Here is a 17,731-nt window from a genome sequence, read left to right as displayed (position 1 = left end):
AAGCGATGGCCGAGCACCACGACCACGAGCACGAGCACGACCACGAGCACCCGGGCGGCGACGTCCAGCAGGTGGTCGGCGATCTGCCCGACCCGGGCAAGGGCACCGCCCGCCCGATCACCGTGGTCGGCAACCCGGTCCTGCACCGCGAGACGCAGACCGTCACCGCCTTCGACGACGACCTCGCCGCGCTCATCGACGACATGTTCCAGTCGATGTACGCCGCCGAGGGCGTCGGCCTGGCCGCCAACCAGATCGGCGTCGACCTGAAGGTCTTCGTCTACGACTGCCCCGACGACGAGGGCGTCCGCCACGTCGGGCACGTCGTCAACCCGGTGCTGGAGGAGCTCCCCGCGGGCCGCCGCAGCCTGGACGACGGCCAGGAGGGCTGCCTGTCGGTGCCCACCGCCTACCAGGAGCTCGCCCGCCCCGGCTACGCGGCCGTCAACGGCCAGGACAAGCACGGCAACCCGATCCGGGTCGAGGGCACCGGCTTCTTCGCCCGCTGCCTCCAGCACGAGACCGACCACCTGTACGGGTACCTGTACATCGACCGGCTCTCCAAGCGCGACCGCAAGGACGCCCTGCGGCAGATGGCCGACGGCACCCCCAAGTACGCCACGGCGCCCAACAGCTGACGGACGATCACAAAAGGGCCGCACTCGAAGTTCGAGTACGGCCCTTCGTCGTTTCCGTCCGCTACAGTCCTGTCCACATGTCAGGTCGGACACGACTTCAGGGGTGGGGCATCAGCATGCAACGTCGTGCAGCAGGGCGGGCCGCGATCATCGCGCTCGCCGTCACGGGACTGGCCGCGGCCGTCCCCGACGCCTGGGCCGCGGGGGCGCAGCCGTCTGCGGGCCAGGGCGCCAAGCAGGTCGACTACCAGGGCTTCCACGCCCGGGTACCCGCGGACTGGCCGGTCGTCGACCTCGCCGCCAACCCCCGTACCTGCGTCCGGTTCGACGTGAACGCCGTCTACCTGGGCACCCCCGGCGCGGACCAGGACTGCCCGGCGCACCTCGCGCCCGGCCGCTCCGACGGCCTGCTGATCCAGCCCGCGGTGGCCGGCCGCACCCAGGGCACCGTCGTCCCCGGCCGGCCGATCGGCAAGAGCGTCCTGGACGACGCGGCCGCCGGCCGCCAGATCCAGGCCCGGCTCGGCGCCGGCGGCCTGGAGGTGACGGCGACCTACGCCGTCTCGTCCGACCAGGTCCGGCGGATCCTGGAGACCGCGAGCCTCGACGCCGGGGTCCACGCCACCGCGCCGGCCGCCCCCAAGGCCGCCGCCGCGACCGGCGCCCTGCGCACCGACATCGCCGGGTACGCCTTCGACCGCTGCGCCGCGCCGTCGGACACCACCATGGCGGCCTGGGCGGCGAACTCCCCGTACCGGGGCACCAGCGTGTACCTCGGCGGGCCCGCGCAGGCCTGCGCCTCGCCCACGAAGAGCTGGGTGGACGCCCGCAACGCCGAGGGCTGGGGCTTCATGCCGCTGTACGTCGGCCGCCAGGCCTCCATCGGCAACCTGCTGGTCGACGCCGACCCGGCGGTCGCCCGCCGGCAGGGCTCCGACGCCGCCGACGACGCGGTCGCCAAGGCCGCCGCCCTCGGCTTCCAACAGGGCTCGGTGCTCTACACCGACATGGAGGGCTACGACTCCTCCCTCTACCGCGACCGGGTCCTCGAATACTTCTTCGGGTGGACGACGCAGCTGCACAACAAGGGCTACCGCTCGGGCGTCTACACCGGCGCCGCCAGCGGCGTGAAGGACCTCTCCAGCCGCTGGACCACCGGTTCCTACACGCAGCCCGACGTGCTGTGGGCCGCCGCCTGGAACTCCCACCACGACGTGAGCGACGCCGGCATGGGCCTGCCCGTCGGCGCCGGCCAGTGGACGGACGGCCGTCGCGGCCACCAGTACTCCGGCAATGTCACCGAGACCTACGGCGGCATCGGCATGGCCATCGACGCCAGCTACATGGACGTCACCTGGCCCGGCTCCGGCAACACCCTGCAGCCCGGCCGGCGCCTCTCCTCCGGCCAGAGCCTCAGCAGCGACTCGGTCAAGCTGACCATGCAGCCCGACGGCAACCTGGTCACCTCCCTGAAGGTCGGCGGCGGCCGCGCCCTGGCGAGCACCAACACCTACGGCAACCCCGGCGCGTACGCCGTCATGCAGGACGACGGCAACCTGGTCGTCTACCGCAAGGACGGCGGCCCCGGCAACGGCGGCGCGCTGTGGGCGAGCAACACCTCCAGCGCCGGCGCGTACACCGCCGTGCAGGACGACGGCAACGTGGTGGTCTACCGCCGAGGCGGCGGGTCGGGCAACGGCGGGCTGTGGGGCACCGGCACCGCGGCCTTCCCGTCCAAGATCGGCCGCAGCCAGGCCCTGTACCCCAACCAGTGGATCCAGTCGGCGTCCGTCCGGATGCTCATGCAGGACGACGGCAACCTGGTGATCTACCGCCGCAGCGACGGCGCCGCGATCTGGTCCACCAACACCTACGGCAACTCCGGCGCGCGCCTGTCCATGCAGGACGACGGCAACCTGGTGGTCTACAAGGCCGACGGCACCACCGCCCTGTGGAGCACCGGCACCTACGGCAACACCGGGGCGTACGCCCTGCTCCAGGACGACGCCAACTTCGTGGTCTACCGCTGGGACGGCAGCCCGTCCACCGGCGGCTCGCTCTGGGCCAGCGGCACCTTCGGCCGCGGCTGACCGGCCGCCGCCCCCGAACACGGCCGAGGGCCGCACCCCCGCTCTGCGGCGGGGTGCGGCCCTCGGGTCGTTCCGGCGTCGGCCCGGAGTCCGGCCTAGAAGTCGTCGTCGAAGGAGACCGAGCCCTCGACGGCGACCTGGTACGCGGAGACCCGGCGCTCGAAGAAGTTGGTCAGCTCCTGGACGTTCTGCAGCTCCATGAACCCGAACGGGTTGGTCGAGCCGTAGCGGATCGGCAGGCCGAGCCGGGCCAGGCGCTGGTCGGCGACGGCCTCCAGGTACTGGCGCATCGACTCGGTGTTCATGCCGGGCAGGCCGTCGCCGCAGAGGTCCTGGGCGAACTGGAGCTCGGCCTCGACGGCCTCCTCCAGCATCTCGGTGACCTGCTGGGCCATCTTGTCGTCGAAGAGGTCGGGCTCCTCCTCGCGGACGGTGTCGACCACCGAGAACGCGAAGTCCATGTGCATCGACTCGTCGCGGAACACCCAGTTGGTGCCGGTCGCCAGGCCGTGCAGCAGGCCGCGGCTGCGGAACCAGTACACGTAGGCGAACGCGCCGTAGAAGAACAGGCCCTCGACGCACGCCGCGAAGCAGATCAGGTTCAGCAGGAAGGCCCGCCGGTCCTCCTTGCTCTGCAGCGAGTCGATGTGGTCGACCGCGTTCATGTACTTGAAGCAGAACTGCGCCTTCTGCGCGATGGAGGGGATGTTCTCCACCGCGGCGAAAGCCGCGTTGCGGTCCTCCGGGTCGGGCAGGTAGGTGTCCAGCAGCGTCAAGTAGAACTGGACGTGCACGGCCTCCTCGAACAGCTGCCGCGACAGGTAGAGCCGCGCCTCCGGCGAGTTGATGTGCTTGTAGAGGCTCAGCACCACGTTGTTCGAGACGATCGAGTCACCGGTGGCGAAGAACGCGACCAGCCGGCCGATCATGTGCCGCTCGCCCTCGGAGAGCTTGGCGAGGTCGGCGACGTCGGAGTGCAGGTCCACCTCCTCGACGGTCCAGGTGTTCTTGATCGCGTCCCGGTACCGGTCGTAGAACGACGGGTAGCGCATCGGACGCAGGGTCAGCTCGAAGCCCGGGTCGAGCAGCATCTTCTTCTGGTCTTCGGAGCTCATTACTGGCACGCCTCGCAGGACTCGGGGTTCTCCAGGGAGCAGGCGATGGCGTCCTGCTCGTCCTGGCTGAGGGTCGGGGTCTGCACCGGCACGGGGGCGGCGGTGCGGGCGGTGCCCGACGCGGCCTGGGCGATCCGGGTCGCCGGACGGGACCGCAGGTAGTAGGTGGTCTTCAGACCGACCTTCCACGCGTAGGCGTACATCGAGGAGAGCTTGCCGATGGTCGGCGCGGCCATGAACAGGTTCAGCGACTGGCTCTGGTCGATGTACGGCTGCCGGGCGGCGGCCAGGTCGATCAGCGCGCGCTGCGGCAGCTCCCACGCGGTGCGGTACAGCGAACGGACGCTCTCCGGCAGCCACTTGAAGTCCTGCACGGAGCCGTTGGCCTCGCGCAGCGAGTCCCGGGTCTGCTGGTCCCAGACGCCGAGCTCCTTCAGCTCGCGCACCAGGTACGGGTTGACCTGGAGGAACTCGCCGGACAGGGTCTCGCGCTTGAACAGGTTGGACACCTGCGGCTCGATGCACTCGTAGACGCCGGCGATGGACGCGATGGTCGCGGTCGGCGCGATGGCCAGCAGCAGCGAGTTGCGCAGGCCGGTCTCGGCGATCCGGGCACGCAGCGCGTCCCAACGGCCGGTCCACTGCGGGGTGGCCGCGCCGAAGTGGTCGATGTGAAGCTGGCCGCGGGCCGCGCGGGTCTCGCCGTACGCCTCGTGGCGGCCGAACTGCTCGGCCAGGTCCGCGGAGCGCTCGTACGCGGTGAGCATGATGCGCTCGGAGATCAGCGTGGAGAGCGCCTTCGCCTCGGCGGAGTCGAAGTCCAGCCGCAGCTTGAAGAAGACGTCCTGCAGGCCCATCACGCCGAGGCCCACCGGGCGCCAGCGGGAGTTGGACGTCCCGGCCTCGGTGGTCGGGTAGAAGTTGATGTCGATCACGCGGTCGAGGAAGGTCACCGCGGTGCGCACGGTGGCGTCCAGGCGGTCCCAGTCCATGGCGTTGACCAGGTCGTCGGCGGTGGCGCCCGGGGCGACGTGCGCGCCCAGGTTGACCGAGCCCAGGTTGCAGACCGCGGTCTCGGAGTCGTCGGTGACCTCCAGGATCTCGGTGCACAGGTTCGAGGAGTGCACCGTGCGGCCCGGCAGCGCGGTCTGGTTGGCGGCCCGGTTGGAGGCATCCTTGAAGGTCATCCAGCCGTTGCCGGTCTGCGCCAGGGTGCGCATCATGCGGGCGTACAGGGTCTGCGCGGGGATGGTGCGCACGGCCTTGCCGGCCAGCTCGGCCTTGCGGTAGGCCTCGTCGAAGTCGGCGCCCCACAGGTCGACCAGCTCGGGCACGTCCGCCGGGGAGAACAGCGACCAGTCCTCGTTGGCGTTGACGCGGCGCATGAACTCGTCCGGGATCCAGTGCGCCAGGTTCAGGTTGTGGGTGCGCCGGGCCTCTTCGCCGGTGTTGTCGCGGAGCTCCAGGAACTCCTCGATGTCGGCGTGCCAGGTCTCCAGGTACACGCAGGCCGCGCCCTTGCGCCGGCCGCCCTGGTTGACCGCCGCCACGGAGGAGTCCAGGGTGCGCAGGAACGGGACGATGCCGTTCGACTTGCCGTTGGTGCCGCGGATCAGCGAGCCGCGGGAGCGGATCCGCGAGTAGGACAGGCCGATGCCGCCGGCGTGCTTGGACAGCCGGGCGATCTGCGCGTACCGGTTGTAGATCGAGTCCAGGTTGTCCAGCGGCGAGTCCAGCAGGTAGCAGGAGGACATCTGCGGGTGCCGGGTGCCGGAGTTGAACAGCGTGGGGGAGCTGGTCAGGTACTCCAGGCGGCTCATCAGCTTGTAGAGCTCGGCCACCTCCAGCACCGACTGCTCGGAGGTGCCGACCGCCAGGCCCGCCGCGACGCGCAGCAGGAAGTGCTGCGGGGTCTCGACCACCTTGCGGGTGATCGGGTGGCGCAGCAGGTAGCGGGACTGCACGGTGCGCAGGCCGAAGTACTCGAAGCGGTCGTCGCCGGAGGCGTCGATCAGCGAGTCGAACAGCTCGGTGTGCGCGGCGACGAACTCGGCGGTGGCGTCACCGATCAGGCCCTCGGCGTGTCCGACGGCGATCGAGGCGGCGAACGAGGTGACGCCCTGGGTGGCGGCCTCGTCGGCGATCTCCATCGCCAGCAGGCGCGCGGCCAGCTTCGAGTACTGCGGGTCCTCGGCGATCATCGACGCGGCGGCCTCCACGGCCAGCCCGCGCAGCTCGGCGAAGTCCGAACCGGCGTGGCGGCCGCGCAGCGCGGCGGCGGCGACGTGGCCGGGGTCCACCTGGGGGAGGTCGGTGCTGCGGTCGGTGAGCAGCCGAAGCAGCGCCGCACCGGGGTCGGTGAAGGCGTCGGCGGAACCCTGGGACGGCAGGGTGACTGAGGCGGCGACGGTCAAGGCGCACTCTCTCCTGTGGCGGCGACGGACGTGGATCGAGGTGTCCGGTGGCACACGGGAGGACAGGGGAGGACGGCACGCCGAAACGCTCGATCGGCGCGCGAAAGACCCACCCCCGGCCCGCCCGCGAGGCCGGACGGCAAAGCTGTGCTGCATGGCGTCTGCGGGGATGCCGTGTCGCACACCGTCGGCAGGTCCTCGGACTGCGCGGGCGTCGCTACAGCCCGCTCACCGTTGCGGGGCAGTCCCGGACTTGCACCGGATTCCCCTGCTTCGACAGCGAGTCGAGCATACATGTTGTGGCGGCTGGAGCTGGCGGCACCAGATGTAGTAGCCGCGTGTCGCGGCGTGGTGCCGCGCGTAGACAACGGGAACCACGCCGGAGTCGCCTCAGAACCGCATCGTGTAGACCATCAGGTCCACCCCGGGGGCCGGAGCCCAGTCCCGTTCCGGGGTCCGGACGAAGCCCAGAACATCGTAGATCCGATGCGCGGCGGTCATCGTCGGCCGGGTGGAGAACGCCATCCCGGCCAGTCCGAGTTCCCGGCTGCGGTCGATCGCCGCGGACACCAGCGCCCGGCCGACACCGCGCCCGCGGGCCGCCGCGCCGACCGCCAGCATCCGGATCTCACCCTCGTCCGGACGCGCGATGTCCGCCCACGGGTTGCCGCCCGCGGCGAACGTCACACTGCCGAGCACCGAGCCGTCGGCGCGGTCGACGGCGACCAGCACCTCGGCCTCCCGGTTGCGCCGGGCGGCGTCCCGCAGGAGCTCGACGTAGTCGGACTCGGGGCGGGTGTGGCCGTCGCCGACGAAGGCTTCGACGGTGACCTCCGCGGCTCCGGCGAGGTCGTGGTCGAGGGCGCGGCGGACGAGCGTGACGCGGTCGGTCGGGGAGTGCATCCGGACAGTGTGCCGGACCGCTCCCGGCGCGGATCGGCCAGGTCCGGGTCGAACGGCCCGCCGAGATGGCAGGAACGCGCCTTTGCCGCGAAATCCTGCCAGTGCCATGCTGGGCGGATGCTGAGCAACGTCGCGGTGATCGTGCTGGAGCCGATCCACCCCTTCGAGCTGGGCGTGGCCAGCGAGATCTTCGGCCTGGACCGCAGCGACAGCGGCCTGCCGGCGTACGAGTTCGGCCTGGTCGGCGACCGGCCCGGCCCGATGCGCACCCACGCCGGCTACGACGTCCACGTGCCGTACGGCCCGGAGCGGATCGCCGAGGCCGACCTGGTGATCGCCACCGCCACCGGCATCCGCGCGCACTACCCCGAGGCGCTCTGCGAGGCGCTGCGGGCCGCCCACGACCGCGGCGCCCAGCTGCTGTCGATCTGCTCCGGCAGCTTCCTGCTCGGCGCCGCGGGCCTGCTCGACGGCCGCCGCAGCACCACGCACTGGAAGTACGTCGACGTGCTGGCCGAGCGCTTCCCGCTGACCACCGTCGAACCCGACGTGCTGTACGTGGACGACCATCCGGTGATCACCTCGGCCGGCACCGCCGCCGGCATCGACGCCTGCCTGCACCTGGTGCGCAAGGTGCAGGGCGCGGAGGTGGCCCGGGAGATCGCCCGCCGGATGGTGGTCGCCCCGCACCGCGACGGCGGGCAGGCGCAGTTCATCAACCGCCCGCTGCCCGAGGGCGCCGGCGACTCGCTGGCCGGGACCCTGGAGTGGATGCGCCGCCACCTCGACCGGGAGACCAGCGTGGACGACCTCGCCCGGCACGCCCACATGTCCCCGCGGACCTTCGCCCGGCGCTTCCAGCAGGAGACCGGCACCACCCCGCACCGCTGGCTCACCGGCCAGCGGGTGCTGTTCGCGCAGCGCCTGCTGGAGTCCACCGGCGAGAGCGTCGACGCGGTCGCCGCCCGCTGCGGCTTCGGCAACGCCGCCACCCTGCGGCACCACTTCGGCCGCCGGCTCGGCACCACCCCGCAGGCCTACCGGCGGGCCTTCGGCGGCCCCGGCCGGACGGCCGCGCTCCACGCGGTCTGACGGGCGCTCAGGACAGGTGCTCGGTCTCGTTCCAGGCGGTCGGCCGCAACCGGCCCTCGCGCGCCCGCCACACGCTGGCCGAGCAGTTGGCCACCGGCGGCAGCGCCAGCAGCTCCTCCTCGCCCAGCCGGTCCAGCACGTGGCGCAGCATCAGCACCGTGCAGTCGTGCGCGACCAGCAGCACCGGCCGGCCCGCCTCCTCCTCGCCCAGGTCGCGCAGCACACCGCGCACCCGCAGCGCCACGTCCAGCCAGGACTCGCCGCCGGGCGGCCGGTAGTACAGCTCGCCCATCCGCCGGCGCCGCTCCGCCTCGGCCGGGTGGTCGCGCTCGATGGCGGCCTTGGTGAGCATCTCCAGCACGCCCAGCTCGCGGTCGCGCAGCCGCTCGTCCCAGCGGATCGGCAGGCCCACCGGGACGGCGCCCAGCCCCGACGCCTGGGCCAGGGCGATTCTCGCGGTCTCCGCGGTGCGCACGTACGGGGAGCACCACACCGAGCGGGGCCGGTCGGCCGGTGGCAGGGCGCCCCACCAGCGGCCCAGGTCGGTGGCCTGGGCCTGGCCGCGCAGCGAGAGCGGGATGTCGGCGTCCCGGCAGGTGATCGGGACGGTCAGCGCGCCCGTGGCGTCCGCGTGCCGGAACTCCACGTTGGCGGTCGACTCGCCGTGCCGGGTGGCGATCAGCACCGACGGCAGCCGCCGCCCGCCGTCGGCCTGGGTGCGGTGCCCGTTGCGTACCGTGGTGAGGTCGGTCATTGGCGGTGGCTCCCCGTTGTCGGTGCTGCGTCGGCGGTTCTCGTCTCTCCCCGGTCTCTCCCGAAAAGCGCTGTCATAACAGATGATCGCGCCGTCACCCCAGTGTCGATCGAGGCAACGGCGCGACCCAAGGGCGCATGCGGGGGCTGGTTGCGCCCCCGCACGCGTCAGTGCGCCAGCGTGGGCTGCGGGGCCTGCTCCACGGCCTCGTCACCGGCCTCCGCGGAGTAGTCGGCCTTCGAGGTCTCGTCGGTCCCCTCCGGGGCCTTCAGGGCCCGCAGCACCAGCGTCAGCACCACCGCGACGACCAGGTTCAGCGCGAACCCGGTCAGGCCGATGTAGCCGACCTGCCCGAGCACCGGGATCTCCGCGGCCGACCCGCCGAAGTGCTTGGTCGCCGCCGACGAGATCCCGTACGCCTTCCAGGTGCCGTACGCCATGCCGACCGCCCAGCCGGCCAGCAGCGCCCAGCGGTGGAACCACCGGGTGAACAGGCCCGCCACCAGCGCCACCGCGGTCTGCAGGATCCACACGCCGCCCAGCAGCTGCATGTTGATCGCCGCCTGCTTGTCCATCACCAGCACGAACGCCAGCGCGCCGACCTTCACCAGCAGCGAGGCGATCTTCGCCACCCGGGTCTCGTCGGCCGGCGTCGCCTCCGGCTTCAGGAACTCCTTGTACACGTTGCGGGTGAACAGGTTCGCCGCCGCGATCGACATGATCGCCGCCGGCACCAGCGCACCCACCCCGATCGCCGCGAACGCCACGCCCGTGAACCAGCTCGGGAACATGTCCGCGAACAGCTGCGGCACCGCCAGCTGCGCGTTGAACTTCTTGTCGCCCCGGCTCACCCCGGCGGCGATCGCCATGAAGCCCAGCAGCGCCAGCAGGCCCAGCATCAGCGAGTACGTCGGCAGGATCGCCATGTTGCGGCGCACCGTGTTGCGGGACTTCGCCGCCAGCACGCCCGTCACCGAGTGCGGATACATGAACAGCGCCAACGCCGACCCGAACGCCAGCGTCGCGTACTGCCACTGCGAGGCCGTCGCGATGATCAGCGACCCCGTCGGCTTCGAGCCGTCCGCCGGCGGGGCGAACTTGTGCGCCGCCGCGTCGAAGATGTGCCCGTAGCCGCCCAGCCGCATCGGGATGTAGATCACCGCCACCAGGATCACCACGTACACCAGGGTGTCCTTGACGAACGCGATCAGCGCCGGCGCCCGAAGACCCGACGAGTACGTGTACGCCGCCAGCACGCCGAACGCCACGAACAGCGGCAGGTCCTGCAGGAACCAGTTGCCGCTGCCGCCCAAGCCCAGCACCGACAGCACCGCCTGGATGCCCACCAACTGCAGCGCCACGTACGGCATGGTCGCCAGGATGCCGGTCAGCGCCACCGCCACCGACAGCCCGCGCGAACCGTACCGGCCGCGCACGAAGTCCGCCGGAGTCACGTAGCCGTGCACCCGCGACACCGACCACAGCCGGGGCAGGATCAGGAACACCAGCGGGTACGCGATGATCGTGTACGGCACCGCGAAGAAACCCGCCGCGCCCGTCGCGTACACCGCGGCCGGCACCGCGATGAACGTGTACGCCGTGTACAGGTCGCCGCCCAGCAGGAACCAGGTGACCCAGGTGCCGAAGTTCCGGCCGCCCAGACCCCACTCGTGCAGGTGCTGCGCGTCGTCCGCCTTGCGCCAGCGCGCGGCCATGAAGCCCATCACGGTGACCACGACGAAGAACAGCAGGAAGACCGTCATCGCGGTCCAGTCCACGTGCTTCACGACTGCTCACCCCCGTCCGGCTGCGCCGGAACCGGCGCCGAACCGGCCGAGGCGGCCCGGCGGGCCGCCTCGTCACGGCGCAGCAGCAGGTACGCGGAGGTGGTGAACACCGCCGACACCGGCACCCACATCAGCTGGTACCAGTAGAAGAACGGCATACCGCCGAGCGACGGCTCGGCCTTGGCGTACGAGGGCACCCACAGCACCACCACGATCGGCACCAGCAGGCACAGGCCCGCCAGTACCCGGGCGGGAGAGACCGCGGGCAGCGCGCCCGCGGATGGCGATTGAGACGACACGAGCGGCTCCCGGATGACGAGGAGTCACCTCACTGGCGCCGCACCGCACATCGCTGTGCGTCCGCCGAGCAGCACCTTCGGTGATCGAAAGGTCTCCGCGAGAGTAGGGCAGGGGAGTGACTTGTGTCACTACCCTGTCAACTACGCGTTACTCGACGGGTCGTACCCGCCCGGCTATTCGGGCCGCTGCAACCTCGTCGTGCTGTGCTTGTCCCGGAGCTGCGAAGGACGGCTACTCGGGCCGCTGCAACCTCGTCGTGCTGTGCTTGTCCCGGAGCTGCGAAGGACGGCTACTCGGGCCGCTGCAACCTCGTCGTGAACTTGTACCTGTCCCCGCGATAGATCGACCGCACCCACTCGACCGGCGCGCCGTCCGCGTCGAAGGAGTGCCGGGAGAGCTGGAGCATCGGCAGGCCCAGGTCGGAGCCGAGCAGGCCGGCCTCGCGCGGGTTGGCGAGGGTGGTCTCGATGGTCTCCTCGGCCTCCGCGACCGTCACGCCGTAGACCTCGCGCAGCGCGGTGTAGAGCGAGTTGTGCTTGGCGAGGTTGCGGCGGAGCGCGGGGAAGCGCTTGGCCGACAGGTGCGCCACCTCGATGGCCATCGGGTCGCCGTTCGCGAGCCGCAGGCGCTCGATCCGCAGGACGCGCCCGCCGGGCTTGATGTCCAGCAGCGGGGCGAGCCGCTCGTCGGCGGAGATGTACGCGACCTCGACCAGCCGGGAGGTCGGTTCCATGCCCTGGGCGCGCATGTCCTCGGTGTACGAGGTCAGTTGCAGGGCCTGCGCGACCTTCGGCTTGGCGACGAAGGTGCCTTTGCCCTGGATGCGCTCCAGCCGGCCCTCGACCACCAGCTCCTGCAGGGCCTGCCGGACGGTGGTGCGGGAGGTGTCGAACTGGGCGGCGAGCGCCCGCTCCGGCGGCACCGGGGTGCCGGCCGGCTGGGTCTCGGTCAGTTGCAGCAGGTGCCGCTTCAGGCCGTAGTACTTCGGCACCCGGGCCGTGGTGGTGGCAGGGCCGGTCTGGGTCGGCACCGTGGAGCCCTCGGCGAGCGCCGAATCCCTGTCGCCACTCATGGCAGCTCTCACTCCTCGTTGGAGGTGGTCCTTAACGGACCCCTAAGTCCTATGTAACAGCACATGTTTGCACGCGCGGGGAAGCCTGCGGGAGCGCCTGGGGTCAAACCGGCATGCGACGGGCCCGGAACGGAGCGCGTGGCGCCCGTCCGGGCCCGTACCCGAGTGTCTCAGCCCGCGGTGGCCGCGGTCACCGCGAGTCCGGCCAGCGCCTCCGCCGCGGCGATCGCGCAGACCCGCGAACCGCCGTACGTGGCAAGGGTGGTGACGCCGGACGGGGCGAACAGTTCGGCCAGTCCGTGGCCGGTGCCGATCTCCACCACGACGGCGTCCGGGCGGTGCTCCACCAGGGCGAGCGCGGCCCGGCGCATCCAGGAGTGGCGGTGCACGTCGCGCACCACCAGCACCAGCGGACGGCCCACCGCGGCGCCGAGCAGCGGAGCGGTGTCGATCTCGGCGTCCTCGGCGGCGACGGCCACGTGCAGCAGGCCGGAGCCCTCGGTGACGGTGGCCGGCGGGGAGACCCGGCTGGAGGTGGTGCCGGGGACCAGCTCGGCCAGCGGGCCGGCCACGCCCCACGGGGTGTCGTCGCCGGCCGCGATGTTCGCGCCGGGGGAGAACTCGACCACGTGCGGGATCCCGCCCAGCGGGCGCAGCCCGCCGGTGATCCGCAGCGCCCGGCGGGCGGCGGTCAGGCCGACGCCGACCTCGCCCTGCCGGCCGACCAGCGACGCCCGCAGGTCGGCGGACCAGCGGGCCACCGTCCGGTTGCGCTCGGCGGCCTCGTGCAGGCGCTCGGCGGACAGCCGGCCCTCGCGGACCGCCCAGACCAGCGCGTCGCGCAGGTACACGAAGGCGTCCTCGTCCTGCAGACCGCCGCCGACGCAGATGGTGTCGGCGCCGGCCGCGATCGCCCGGACCGAGCCGGCCGCGACGCCGTGGGTGCCGGAGATGGCGCCCATCTCGATGCCGTCGGTGACGATCAGCCCGTCGAAGCCGAGCTCCTCGCGGAGCAGGCCGGTGAGGATGCGCTGCGACATGGTGGCGGGCAGCTGGGCGTCGTAGGCGTCGAACAGGATGTGCGCCGTCATGATGCTCTTCACGCCGGCCGCGATGGCGGCCTTGAAGGGCAGCAGGTGCTGGCCGAACTGGTCGGCGGCCAGGTCGATCCGGGGCAGCCCGAGGTGCGAGTCGCCGGCGGTGTCGCCGTGGCCGGGGAAGTGCTTGGCGCAGGCCGCGACGCCCGCGGACTGCAGGCCGCGGACGTACGCGGCGGTGTGCCGGGCCGCCAGGTCGCCGTCGCCGCCGAAGGCGCGGACGCCGATCACCGGGTTGTCGGGGTTGGAGTTGACGTCCGCGTCGGGCGCGTAGTTGAGGTTCACGCCGACGCTGGCCAGGTCGAACCCGATGGAGCGGGCGACCCGCTCGGTGAGGTCGGTGTCGTCGACCTCACCGAGCGCCAGGTTCCCCGGGTAGGACGAGCCGCTCGTCACTTCGAGGCGGGTGACGTCGCCGCCCTCCTCGTCGGTGGCGATCAGCAGCTCGCCGTTGAGCGCGTACATCTCGGCGTTCAGCGCGGCGACCTGCTGCGGGGTGCGGATGTTGCGGCCGAACAGGGCGACGCCGCCGAGTTCGCCGTCGCCCAGTCTGCGGCGCAGCCACTCGGGCGCGGTCAGACCGGCGAAGCCGGGCTGCAGGACCGCTCCGGCGTCGCGCAGGAGCGAGGCGCTTTCCGTACCGGGCATCGCCATGGTTCCTTCCCTGGGGGTGGAGGTGCTTCAGGTGCGATCGGGGGGTGTGGAAGGGGACTCAGCCCTTGACCGCACCGGCGGTGAGACCCGCCGACACCTTCTTCTGGAAGAACACGAACAGGATGATCACGGGCAGCGAGACCAGCAGACCGCCGGCCATCTGCGAGCCGTAGTCCGCACCCCGGGTCGGGGTGGTGGAGTAGAAGGTCAGCCACATCATCGAGGTCTTGGCGCCGCTGCTGGCGAGCAGCGTGTTGGCGACGATGAACTCGTTCCACGCCTGGATCCAGCTGTAGACACCGGTGGTGATCAGGCCGGGCAGGGTGAGCGGCAGGATGACGCGGAAGAACGCGCCCCACTGGGTACAGCCGTCGACCATGGCGGCCTCGTCCAGCTCCGCCGGAATGTTCACGATGAAGGAGCGCAGCGTCCAGATCACGTACGGCACGGTGAAGACCAGGTACGCGAGGATCACACCGAACAGCGAGCCGGTCATGCCGGCCTTGTTCATCACCACGAACAGCGGAATGATGATCGCCAGCAGCGGCACCATCTGGACCACCAGCATGGTGACGATGAAGAAGCTGCGGCCGCGGAACTTGAACCGGGCCACCGCCACGGCGGCGAGGAAGCCGACGGCCAGGCCGAGCAGCATGGCGCCGACCGTGATGATCAGGGTGTTCTGCAGCGAGGGCAGGAACTCCTTGTCATCGAAGATGGTCTTGTAGCTGTCGAACGAGAAGGCCGACGGCCAGAAGGTCGGGTCCTGGGAGATCAGGTCCTTGTTCGTCTTGAACGTGGTGAGGATCATCCAGTAGATCGGGAAGGCCATCACCAGGGCCACGCCCATGGCGACGGTGTTCCAGACCCCCGTCATGACGGGGTTGCGGCCGATGGTGCGGACCTTGGCCTTCTTCTGCTTCTTCGGCTTTGCGGCCTCGGGCGCCAGTGGCGGCCCGGACGGGTGCGTGGTCGTCGCGGTCATCGCTCGTTGGCTCCGATCTTCAGCATCTGGCGGATGTAGTACACGAGGACCGCCAGCATCATGAGGATCATGACGATCGAGATCACCGAGCTCTCGCTGTAGCGCGAGCGGACGATGCCGTTCATGTACAGGTAGGTGCCGATGGTCCAGTAGCCGGGCTCGGGCGAGGCGTTGCGCAGCGCGTAGATCTGCGCGAAGACCTGGAAGTCCCAGATGAAGCTCAGTGCGGCGGAGATCATCAGGAACGGCCGGATGACCGGGATGGTCACGTGCCGGAAGACCTGGAAGCCGGAGGCGCCGTCCAGGCGGGCGGCCTCGGTCAGCTCGACCGGGACCTGGGTCAGCGCGGCGTACAGGCCGAGGACCAGGAACGGCAGTGCGCCCCAGATGATGACCGAGGCGCCGACCACGTACAGGCCGACCGACGGGTCGGCGAACCAGTCGTAGTGCTTCCAGGACTCGTCACCGGTGACCAGGAAGGCCAGGTAGTCGACCACGCCGCCGTTGGAGGAGAACAGCCAGCGGAACACCTGGCCGTTGACCAGCGCGGGGATCGCCCAGACGAACATCATCACGGTGATGACGGTGACCCGGGCCCAGTTGGACACCCGGTTCAGGAGCAGCGCGATCAGCATGCTCAGCACCAGCGAGAGGACGACCAGCTCGGCGGTGAAGTAGATGGAGCGGAGCACGACCTCCCAGAACTGGTGGTCGCCGAGGATGTTGGTGTAGCCGTCGAACCCGATGTACTTCGCCAGGGAGGGGTTGACCAGGTAGGCGTACCGGTTGACGTTCTGGAACGACAGGTCGAACAGTCTGAACATCGGATACGCCAGAACGCCCACCAGCACGACGATGGCGGGCAGCAGGAGGGCGTAGGGGATGTACTGGCCGGCCGCGAAGAATCCGCGGCGCTGCGGCTTCCCCACCGGGGCAGGCCCCGACTTTCCGGACCGGGTCACGGTCTCGTTCGTAGTCACACTCATCAGGGTCCTTCCCGGGCCCGCGGTTCTGATCGGTCCTGGCGCACGGGTGGGCAGTCCGCGCGATCGCGGACTGCCCACCCCCTTCATCGGCGCTCAGTGCGGTGGTCCGCCCGGGAGCGGACTCCCGGGCCGACTGCGGAACAGCTGGGTCAGCCGTTCAGGTCCTTGACGATGGTCTCCTGGGCCTTCTTGAGCTCGGCGGCCGCGTCTCCGCCGGAGGCGATCGCACCGAAGGCGGTCTTCAGCGCGGTCTCGTCGGCACCGGACCACAGCGGCGAGTTCGGGATGAACCAGGTCGCGCCCTCGGCCGCGTCACCGGCCGCCTTGTTGGTCGGGTCGGCGGCCTTGTAGGCGGCGACCAGGTTCTTGGCGTTCGGGATGGCGAACTTGGCGAGCGCGGTCTGCTGCGCGGTGTTGGTGTAGATCTGCAGGAAGGTCGCGCCCAGGCCGGCGTTGGCGGCCTTGGCCGGAACGGCCAGGTCGGAGCCGCCGAGGAAGGCCGGGGTCGGCGCGCCGGCCGCAGCGCCCGGGAGGGCGATGGTGGCGAGCTTGTCCTTCAGCGCCGGGTCACCGGTCTTCGGGTCGGCGACGGAGGTGACCTCCCAGCCGTTGCCGATGATGGCGGCGATGTTGCCCTTGGCCATCAGCGCGTCCTGGGTGGCCTCGTCAGTGGTGGTGCCACCGACCGAGTACTCCTTCTGCAGGTCGTTCCAGGTCTTGACGCCCTCGACGAACTTCGGGTCGGTCAGGTTGCCGGTCCACTTCTCGCCGTCCTTCTTGGCGATGACACCCTTGACACCGAACTGGCCGGCGCCGAAGGAGACCGCCGAGTACCAGTTCTGGCCCGGCATGTAGAGCGCGGAGAAGTTCGGGACGTTGGCGTTGGCGGCCTTGACCTTGGTCAGGGCGTCCTTCAGCTCGGCCAGGGTGGTCGGGGCCTGGGCGACACCGGCGGCCTCGAACAGGTCCTTGCGGTAGATCAGGACGCGGGCGCCGGCGTAGTACGGAACGGCGTAGGTCTTGGAGCCGTCGGGCGACTGGCCGGAGGCGGCCAGCGAGTCCAGCCACTTGTCCGAGTTGTCGAACTGGCTCTTGACACCGGTCAGGTCGGCGAAGGAGCCGGCCTCGATGTACTTGGCGACCTGGGTGTTACCGAGCTCCAGCGCGTCCGGGCCACCGGAAGCGGCCAGGGCGGTGTCGAGCTTGGTGGTGTAGTTGGTCCAGGTCTGCCACTGGATGTCGACCTCGGCGCCGGTCTGGGCGGTGAACTCCTTCTTCGCCGCCTCGACGACGTCCGGCCAGCCCTTCTGGGCGTCTTCCATCAGCCAGACGGTGATCTTCTTGCCCTTGCCGTCCTTGCTGAGCGCGAAGCCCTTGCTGTCACCACCGCCGGAGCTGGACGAAGACGAGGAGCAAGCCGAGGCGACCAGCACGGTGGCAATAGCGGCCACGGCTGCGATCTTGCGGTTCAAACCATCCTCCAGAGGGATGAGCAAGGTGAGGCACCGGGCTGCCGGGCCATGGGCCCTGAAGCTGCGTCGTGCCGTTTGGGGGAACGTCACCGGATGACACGGACGCGAACTGCCGGGGCAGGCGGGCCGATCCGTGAGGTGGAGTAGACCATTGGTTTAGACCAACGCCTGGAGATTGGCATGGACCAATGACGAGCGTCAAGGGATCGAAGAGTGCATGCACAAGCCGTTATCAACGCTTGACTCGGCCGTGTTGGACTGGACCAAGTCGGGGGCGGATCCGGATATGGCGGGACGAATCGGCCATCCCGGAACCTTTGCCTCCGGTTGCTCAACGTGGCCTGAAGTGCACCTTAAGTGAGCCTTAAGCGG

At 70.6% G+C, this 17,731-nt stretch carries 14 protein-coding genes and 1 riboswitch; of the genes, 3 read left to right on the top strand and 11 right to left on the bottom strand.

The genetic code is table 11. The features are described from left to right. Window positions 1–5 precede the first annotated feature (5 nt). Both def and AMK19_RS21990 read left to right on the top strand, forming a co-directional pair. Entirely contained in the window at window positions 6–638 is a 633-nt protein-coding gene (def, locus tag AMK19_RS21995) for a peptide deformylase (RefSeq protein WP_073814393.1), read from the top strand. A 116-nt stretch (window positions 639–754) separates the two neighbouring features. Beyond that, window positions 755–2,728 carry a glycoside hydrolase domain-containing protein gene (locus tag AMK19_RS21990; RefSeq protein WP_073814390.1) on the top strand — a complete coding sequence of 658 codons (1,974 nt, stop codon included), beginning with the start codon at window positions 755–757 and terminating at the stop codon, window positions 2,726–2,728. Between the two features lie 95 nt (window positions 2,729–2,823). Here AMK19_RS21990 and AMK19_RS21985 read toward each other — a convergent pair whose 3' ends face one another. From AMK19_RS21985 to AMK19_RS21975, 3 genes are all read right to left on the bottom strand, one after another. Then, the gene (locus tag AMK19_RS21985; RefSeq protein ID WP_073814376.1) at window positions 2,824–3,843 is read right to left on the bottom strand and encodes a ribonucleotide-diphosphate reductase subunit beta; all 1,020 of its coding nucleotides are present in this window, start codon (window positions 3,841–3,843) and stop codon (window positions 2,824–2,826) included. Then, the gene (locus AMK19_RS21980; RefSeq protein WP_073814373.1) at window positions 3,843–6,257 is read right to left on the bottom strand and encodes a ribonucleoside-diphosphate reductase subunit alpha; all 2,415 of its coding nucleotides are present in this window, start codon (window positions 6,255–6,257) and stop codon (window positions 3,843–3,845) included. Before AMK19_RS21980 ends, AMK19_RS21985 begins: the two co-directional genes overlap by 1 nt. A gap of 172 nt (window positions 6,258–6,429) precedes the next feature. Continuing rightward, window positions 6,430–6,589, bottom strand: a riboswitch (cobalamin riboswitch). 58 nt (window positions 6,590–6,647) lie between these two features. Further along, a complete protein-coding gene (locus AMK19_RS21975) occupies window positions 6,648–7,160 on the bottom strand; it encodes a GNAT family N-acetyltransferase (RefSeq protein WP_073814371.1) in 513 nt (170 codons plus the stop codon). Window positions 7,161–7,277: 117 nt separating this feature from the next. On the opposite strand from AMK19_RS21975, the gene AMK19_RS21970 reads away from it, so the two are divergent. Continuing rightward, window positions 7,278–8,252 (top strand): helix-turn-helix domain-containing protein, encoded by a 975-nt coding sequence (locus AMK19_RS21970; RefSeq protein ID WP_073814370.1) that lies wholly within the window; start codon window positions 7,278–7,280, stop codon window positions 8,250–8,252. 7 nt (window positions 8,253–8,259) lie between these two features. Here the strand turns inward: AMK19_RS21970 and AMK19_RS21965 are convergent, their stop codons facing one another. The 8 genes from AMK19_RS21965 to AMK19_RS21930 form a co-directional block, all read right to left on the bottom strand. After that, entirely contained in the window at window positions 8,260–9,006 is a 747-nt protein-coding gene (locus AMK19_RS21965; RefSeq protein WP_073814369.1) for a histidine phosphatase family protein, read from the bottom strand. A 167-nt stretch (window positions 9,007–9,173) separates the two neighbouring features. Then, window positions 9,174–10,769, bottom strand: coding sequence for a monocarboxylate uptake permease MctP (gene mctP / locus AMK19_RS21960; RefSeq protein ID WP_073814523.1), 1,596 nt, complete (start codon window positions 10,767–10,769; stop codon window positions 9,174–9,176). Between the two features lie 20 nt (window positions 10,770–10,789). Next, complete coding sequence (locus AMK19_RS21955) at window positions 10,790–11,092, bottom strand: DUF3311 domain-containing protein (protein ID WP_073814368.1); 303 nt, start codon at window positions 11,090–11,092, stop codon at window positions 10,790–10,792. Between the two features lie 290 nt (window positions 11,093–11,382). Further along, window positions 11,383–12,165, bottom strand: coding sequence for a GntR family transcriptional regulator (locus AMK19_RS21950; protein ID WP_073814367.1), 783 nt, complete (start codon window positions 12,163–12,165; stop codon window positions 11,383–11,385). A gap of 170 nt (window positions 12,166–12,335) precedes the next feature. After that, complete coding sequence (locus AMK19_RS21945) at window positions 12,336–13,916, bottom strand: glycoside hydrolase family 3 protein (protein WP_073814366.1); 1,581 nt, start codon at window positions 13,914–13,916, stop codon at window positions 12,336–12,338. Between the two features lie 58 nt (window positions 13,917–13,974). Then, complete coding sequence (locus AMK19_RS21940) at window positions 13,975–14,901, bottom strand: carbohydrate ABC transporter permease (RefSeq protein ID WP_073814365.1); 927 nt, start codon at window positions 14,899–14,901, stop codon at window positions 13,975–13,977. Further along, window positions 14,898–15,887 carry a carbohydrate ABC transporter permease gene (locus AMK19_RS21935; RefSeq protein ID WP_073814363.1) on the bottom strand — a complete coding sequence of 330 codons (990 nt, stop codon included), beginning with the start codon at window positions 15,885–15,887 and terminating at the stop codon, window positions 14,898–14,900. Before AMK19_RS21935 ends, AMK19_RS21940 begins: the two co-directional genes overlap by 4 nt. 149 nt (window positions 15,888–16,036) lie before the next feature. Continuing rightward, window positions 16,037–17,338 carry an extracellular solute-binding protein gene (locus AMK19_RS21930; RefSeq protein ID WP_241844506.1) on the bottom strand — a complete coding sequence of 434 codons (1,302 nt, stop codon included), beginning with the start codon at window positions 17,336–17,338 and terminating at the stop codon, window positions 16,037–16,039. Window positions 17,339–17,731 lie beyond the last annotated feature (393 nt).

Origin of the sequence: Kitasatospora sp. CB01950 (genome assembly GCF_001905465.1) — a bacterium.
Classification (GTDB): domain Bacteria; phylum Actinomycetota; class Actinomycetes; order Streptomycetales; family Streptomycetaceae; genus Kitasatospora.
This window is presented reverse-complemented; position numbering and strand designations above follow the sequence as displayed.

Coding starts and splice junctions, on each gene's coding strand:
- mctP (WP_073814523.1), bottom strand. CDS start 10,769: ATGACGGTCTTCCTGCTGTTCTTCGTCGTGGTCACCGTGATGGGCTTC.
- AMK19_RS21990 (WP_073814390.1), top strand. CDS start 755: ATGCAACGTCGTGCAGCAGGGCGGGCCGCGATCATCGCGCTCGCCGTC.
- AMK19_RS21965 (WP_073814369.1), bottom strand. CDS start 9,006: ATGACCGACCTCACCACGGTACGCAACGGGCACCGCACCCAGGCCGAC.
- AMK19_RS21950 (WP_073814367.1), bottom strand. CDS start 12,165: ATGAGTGGCGACAGGGATTCGGCGCTCGCCGAGGGCTCCACGGTGCCG.
- AMK19_RS21935 (WP_073814363.1), bottom strand. CDS start 15,887: ATGAGTGTGACTACGAACGAGACCGTGACCCGGTCCGGAAAGTCGGGG.
- AMK19_RS21945 (WP_073814366.1), bottom strand. CDS start 13,916: ATGGCGATGCCCGGTACGGAAAGCGCCTCGCTCCTGCGCGACGCCGGA.
- AMK19_RS21985 (WP_073814376.1), bottom strand. CDS start 3,843: ATGAGCTCCGAAGACCAGAAGAAGATGCTGCTCGACCCGGGCTTCGAG.
- def (WP_073814393.1), top strand. CDS start 6: ATGGCCGAGCACCACGACCACGAGCACGAGCACGACCACGAGCACCCG.
- AMK19_RS21940 (WP_073814365.1), bottom strand. CDS start 14,901: ATGACCGCGACGACCACGCACCCGTCCGGGCCGCCACTGGCGCCCGAG.
- AMK19_RS21970 (WP_073814370.1), top strand. CDS start 7,278: ATGCTGAGCAACGTCGCGGTGATCGTGCTGGAGCCGATCCACCCCTTC.
- AMK19_RS21975 (WP_073814371.1), bottom strand. CDS start 7,160: ATGCACTCCCCGACCGACCGCGTCACGCTCGTCCGCCGCGCCCTCGAC.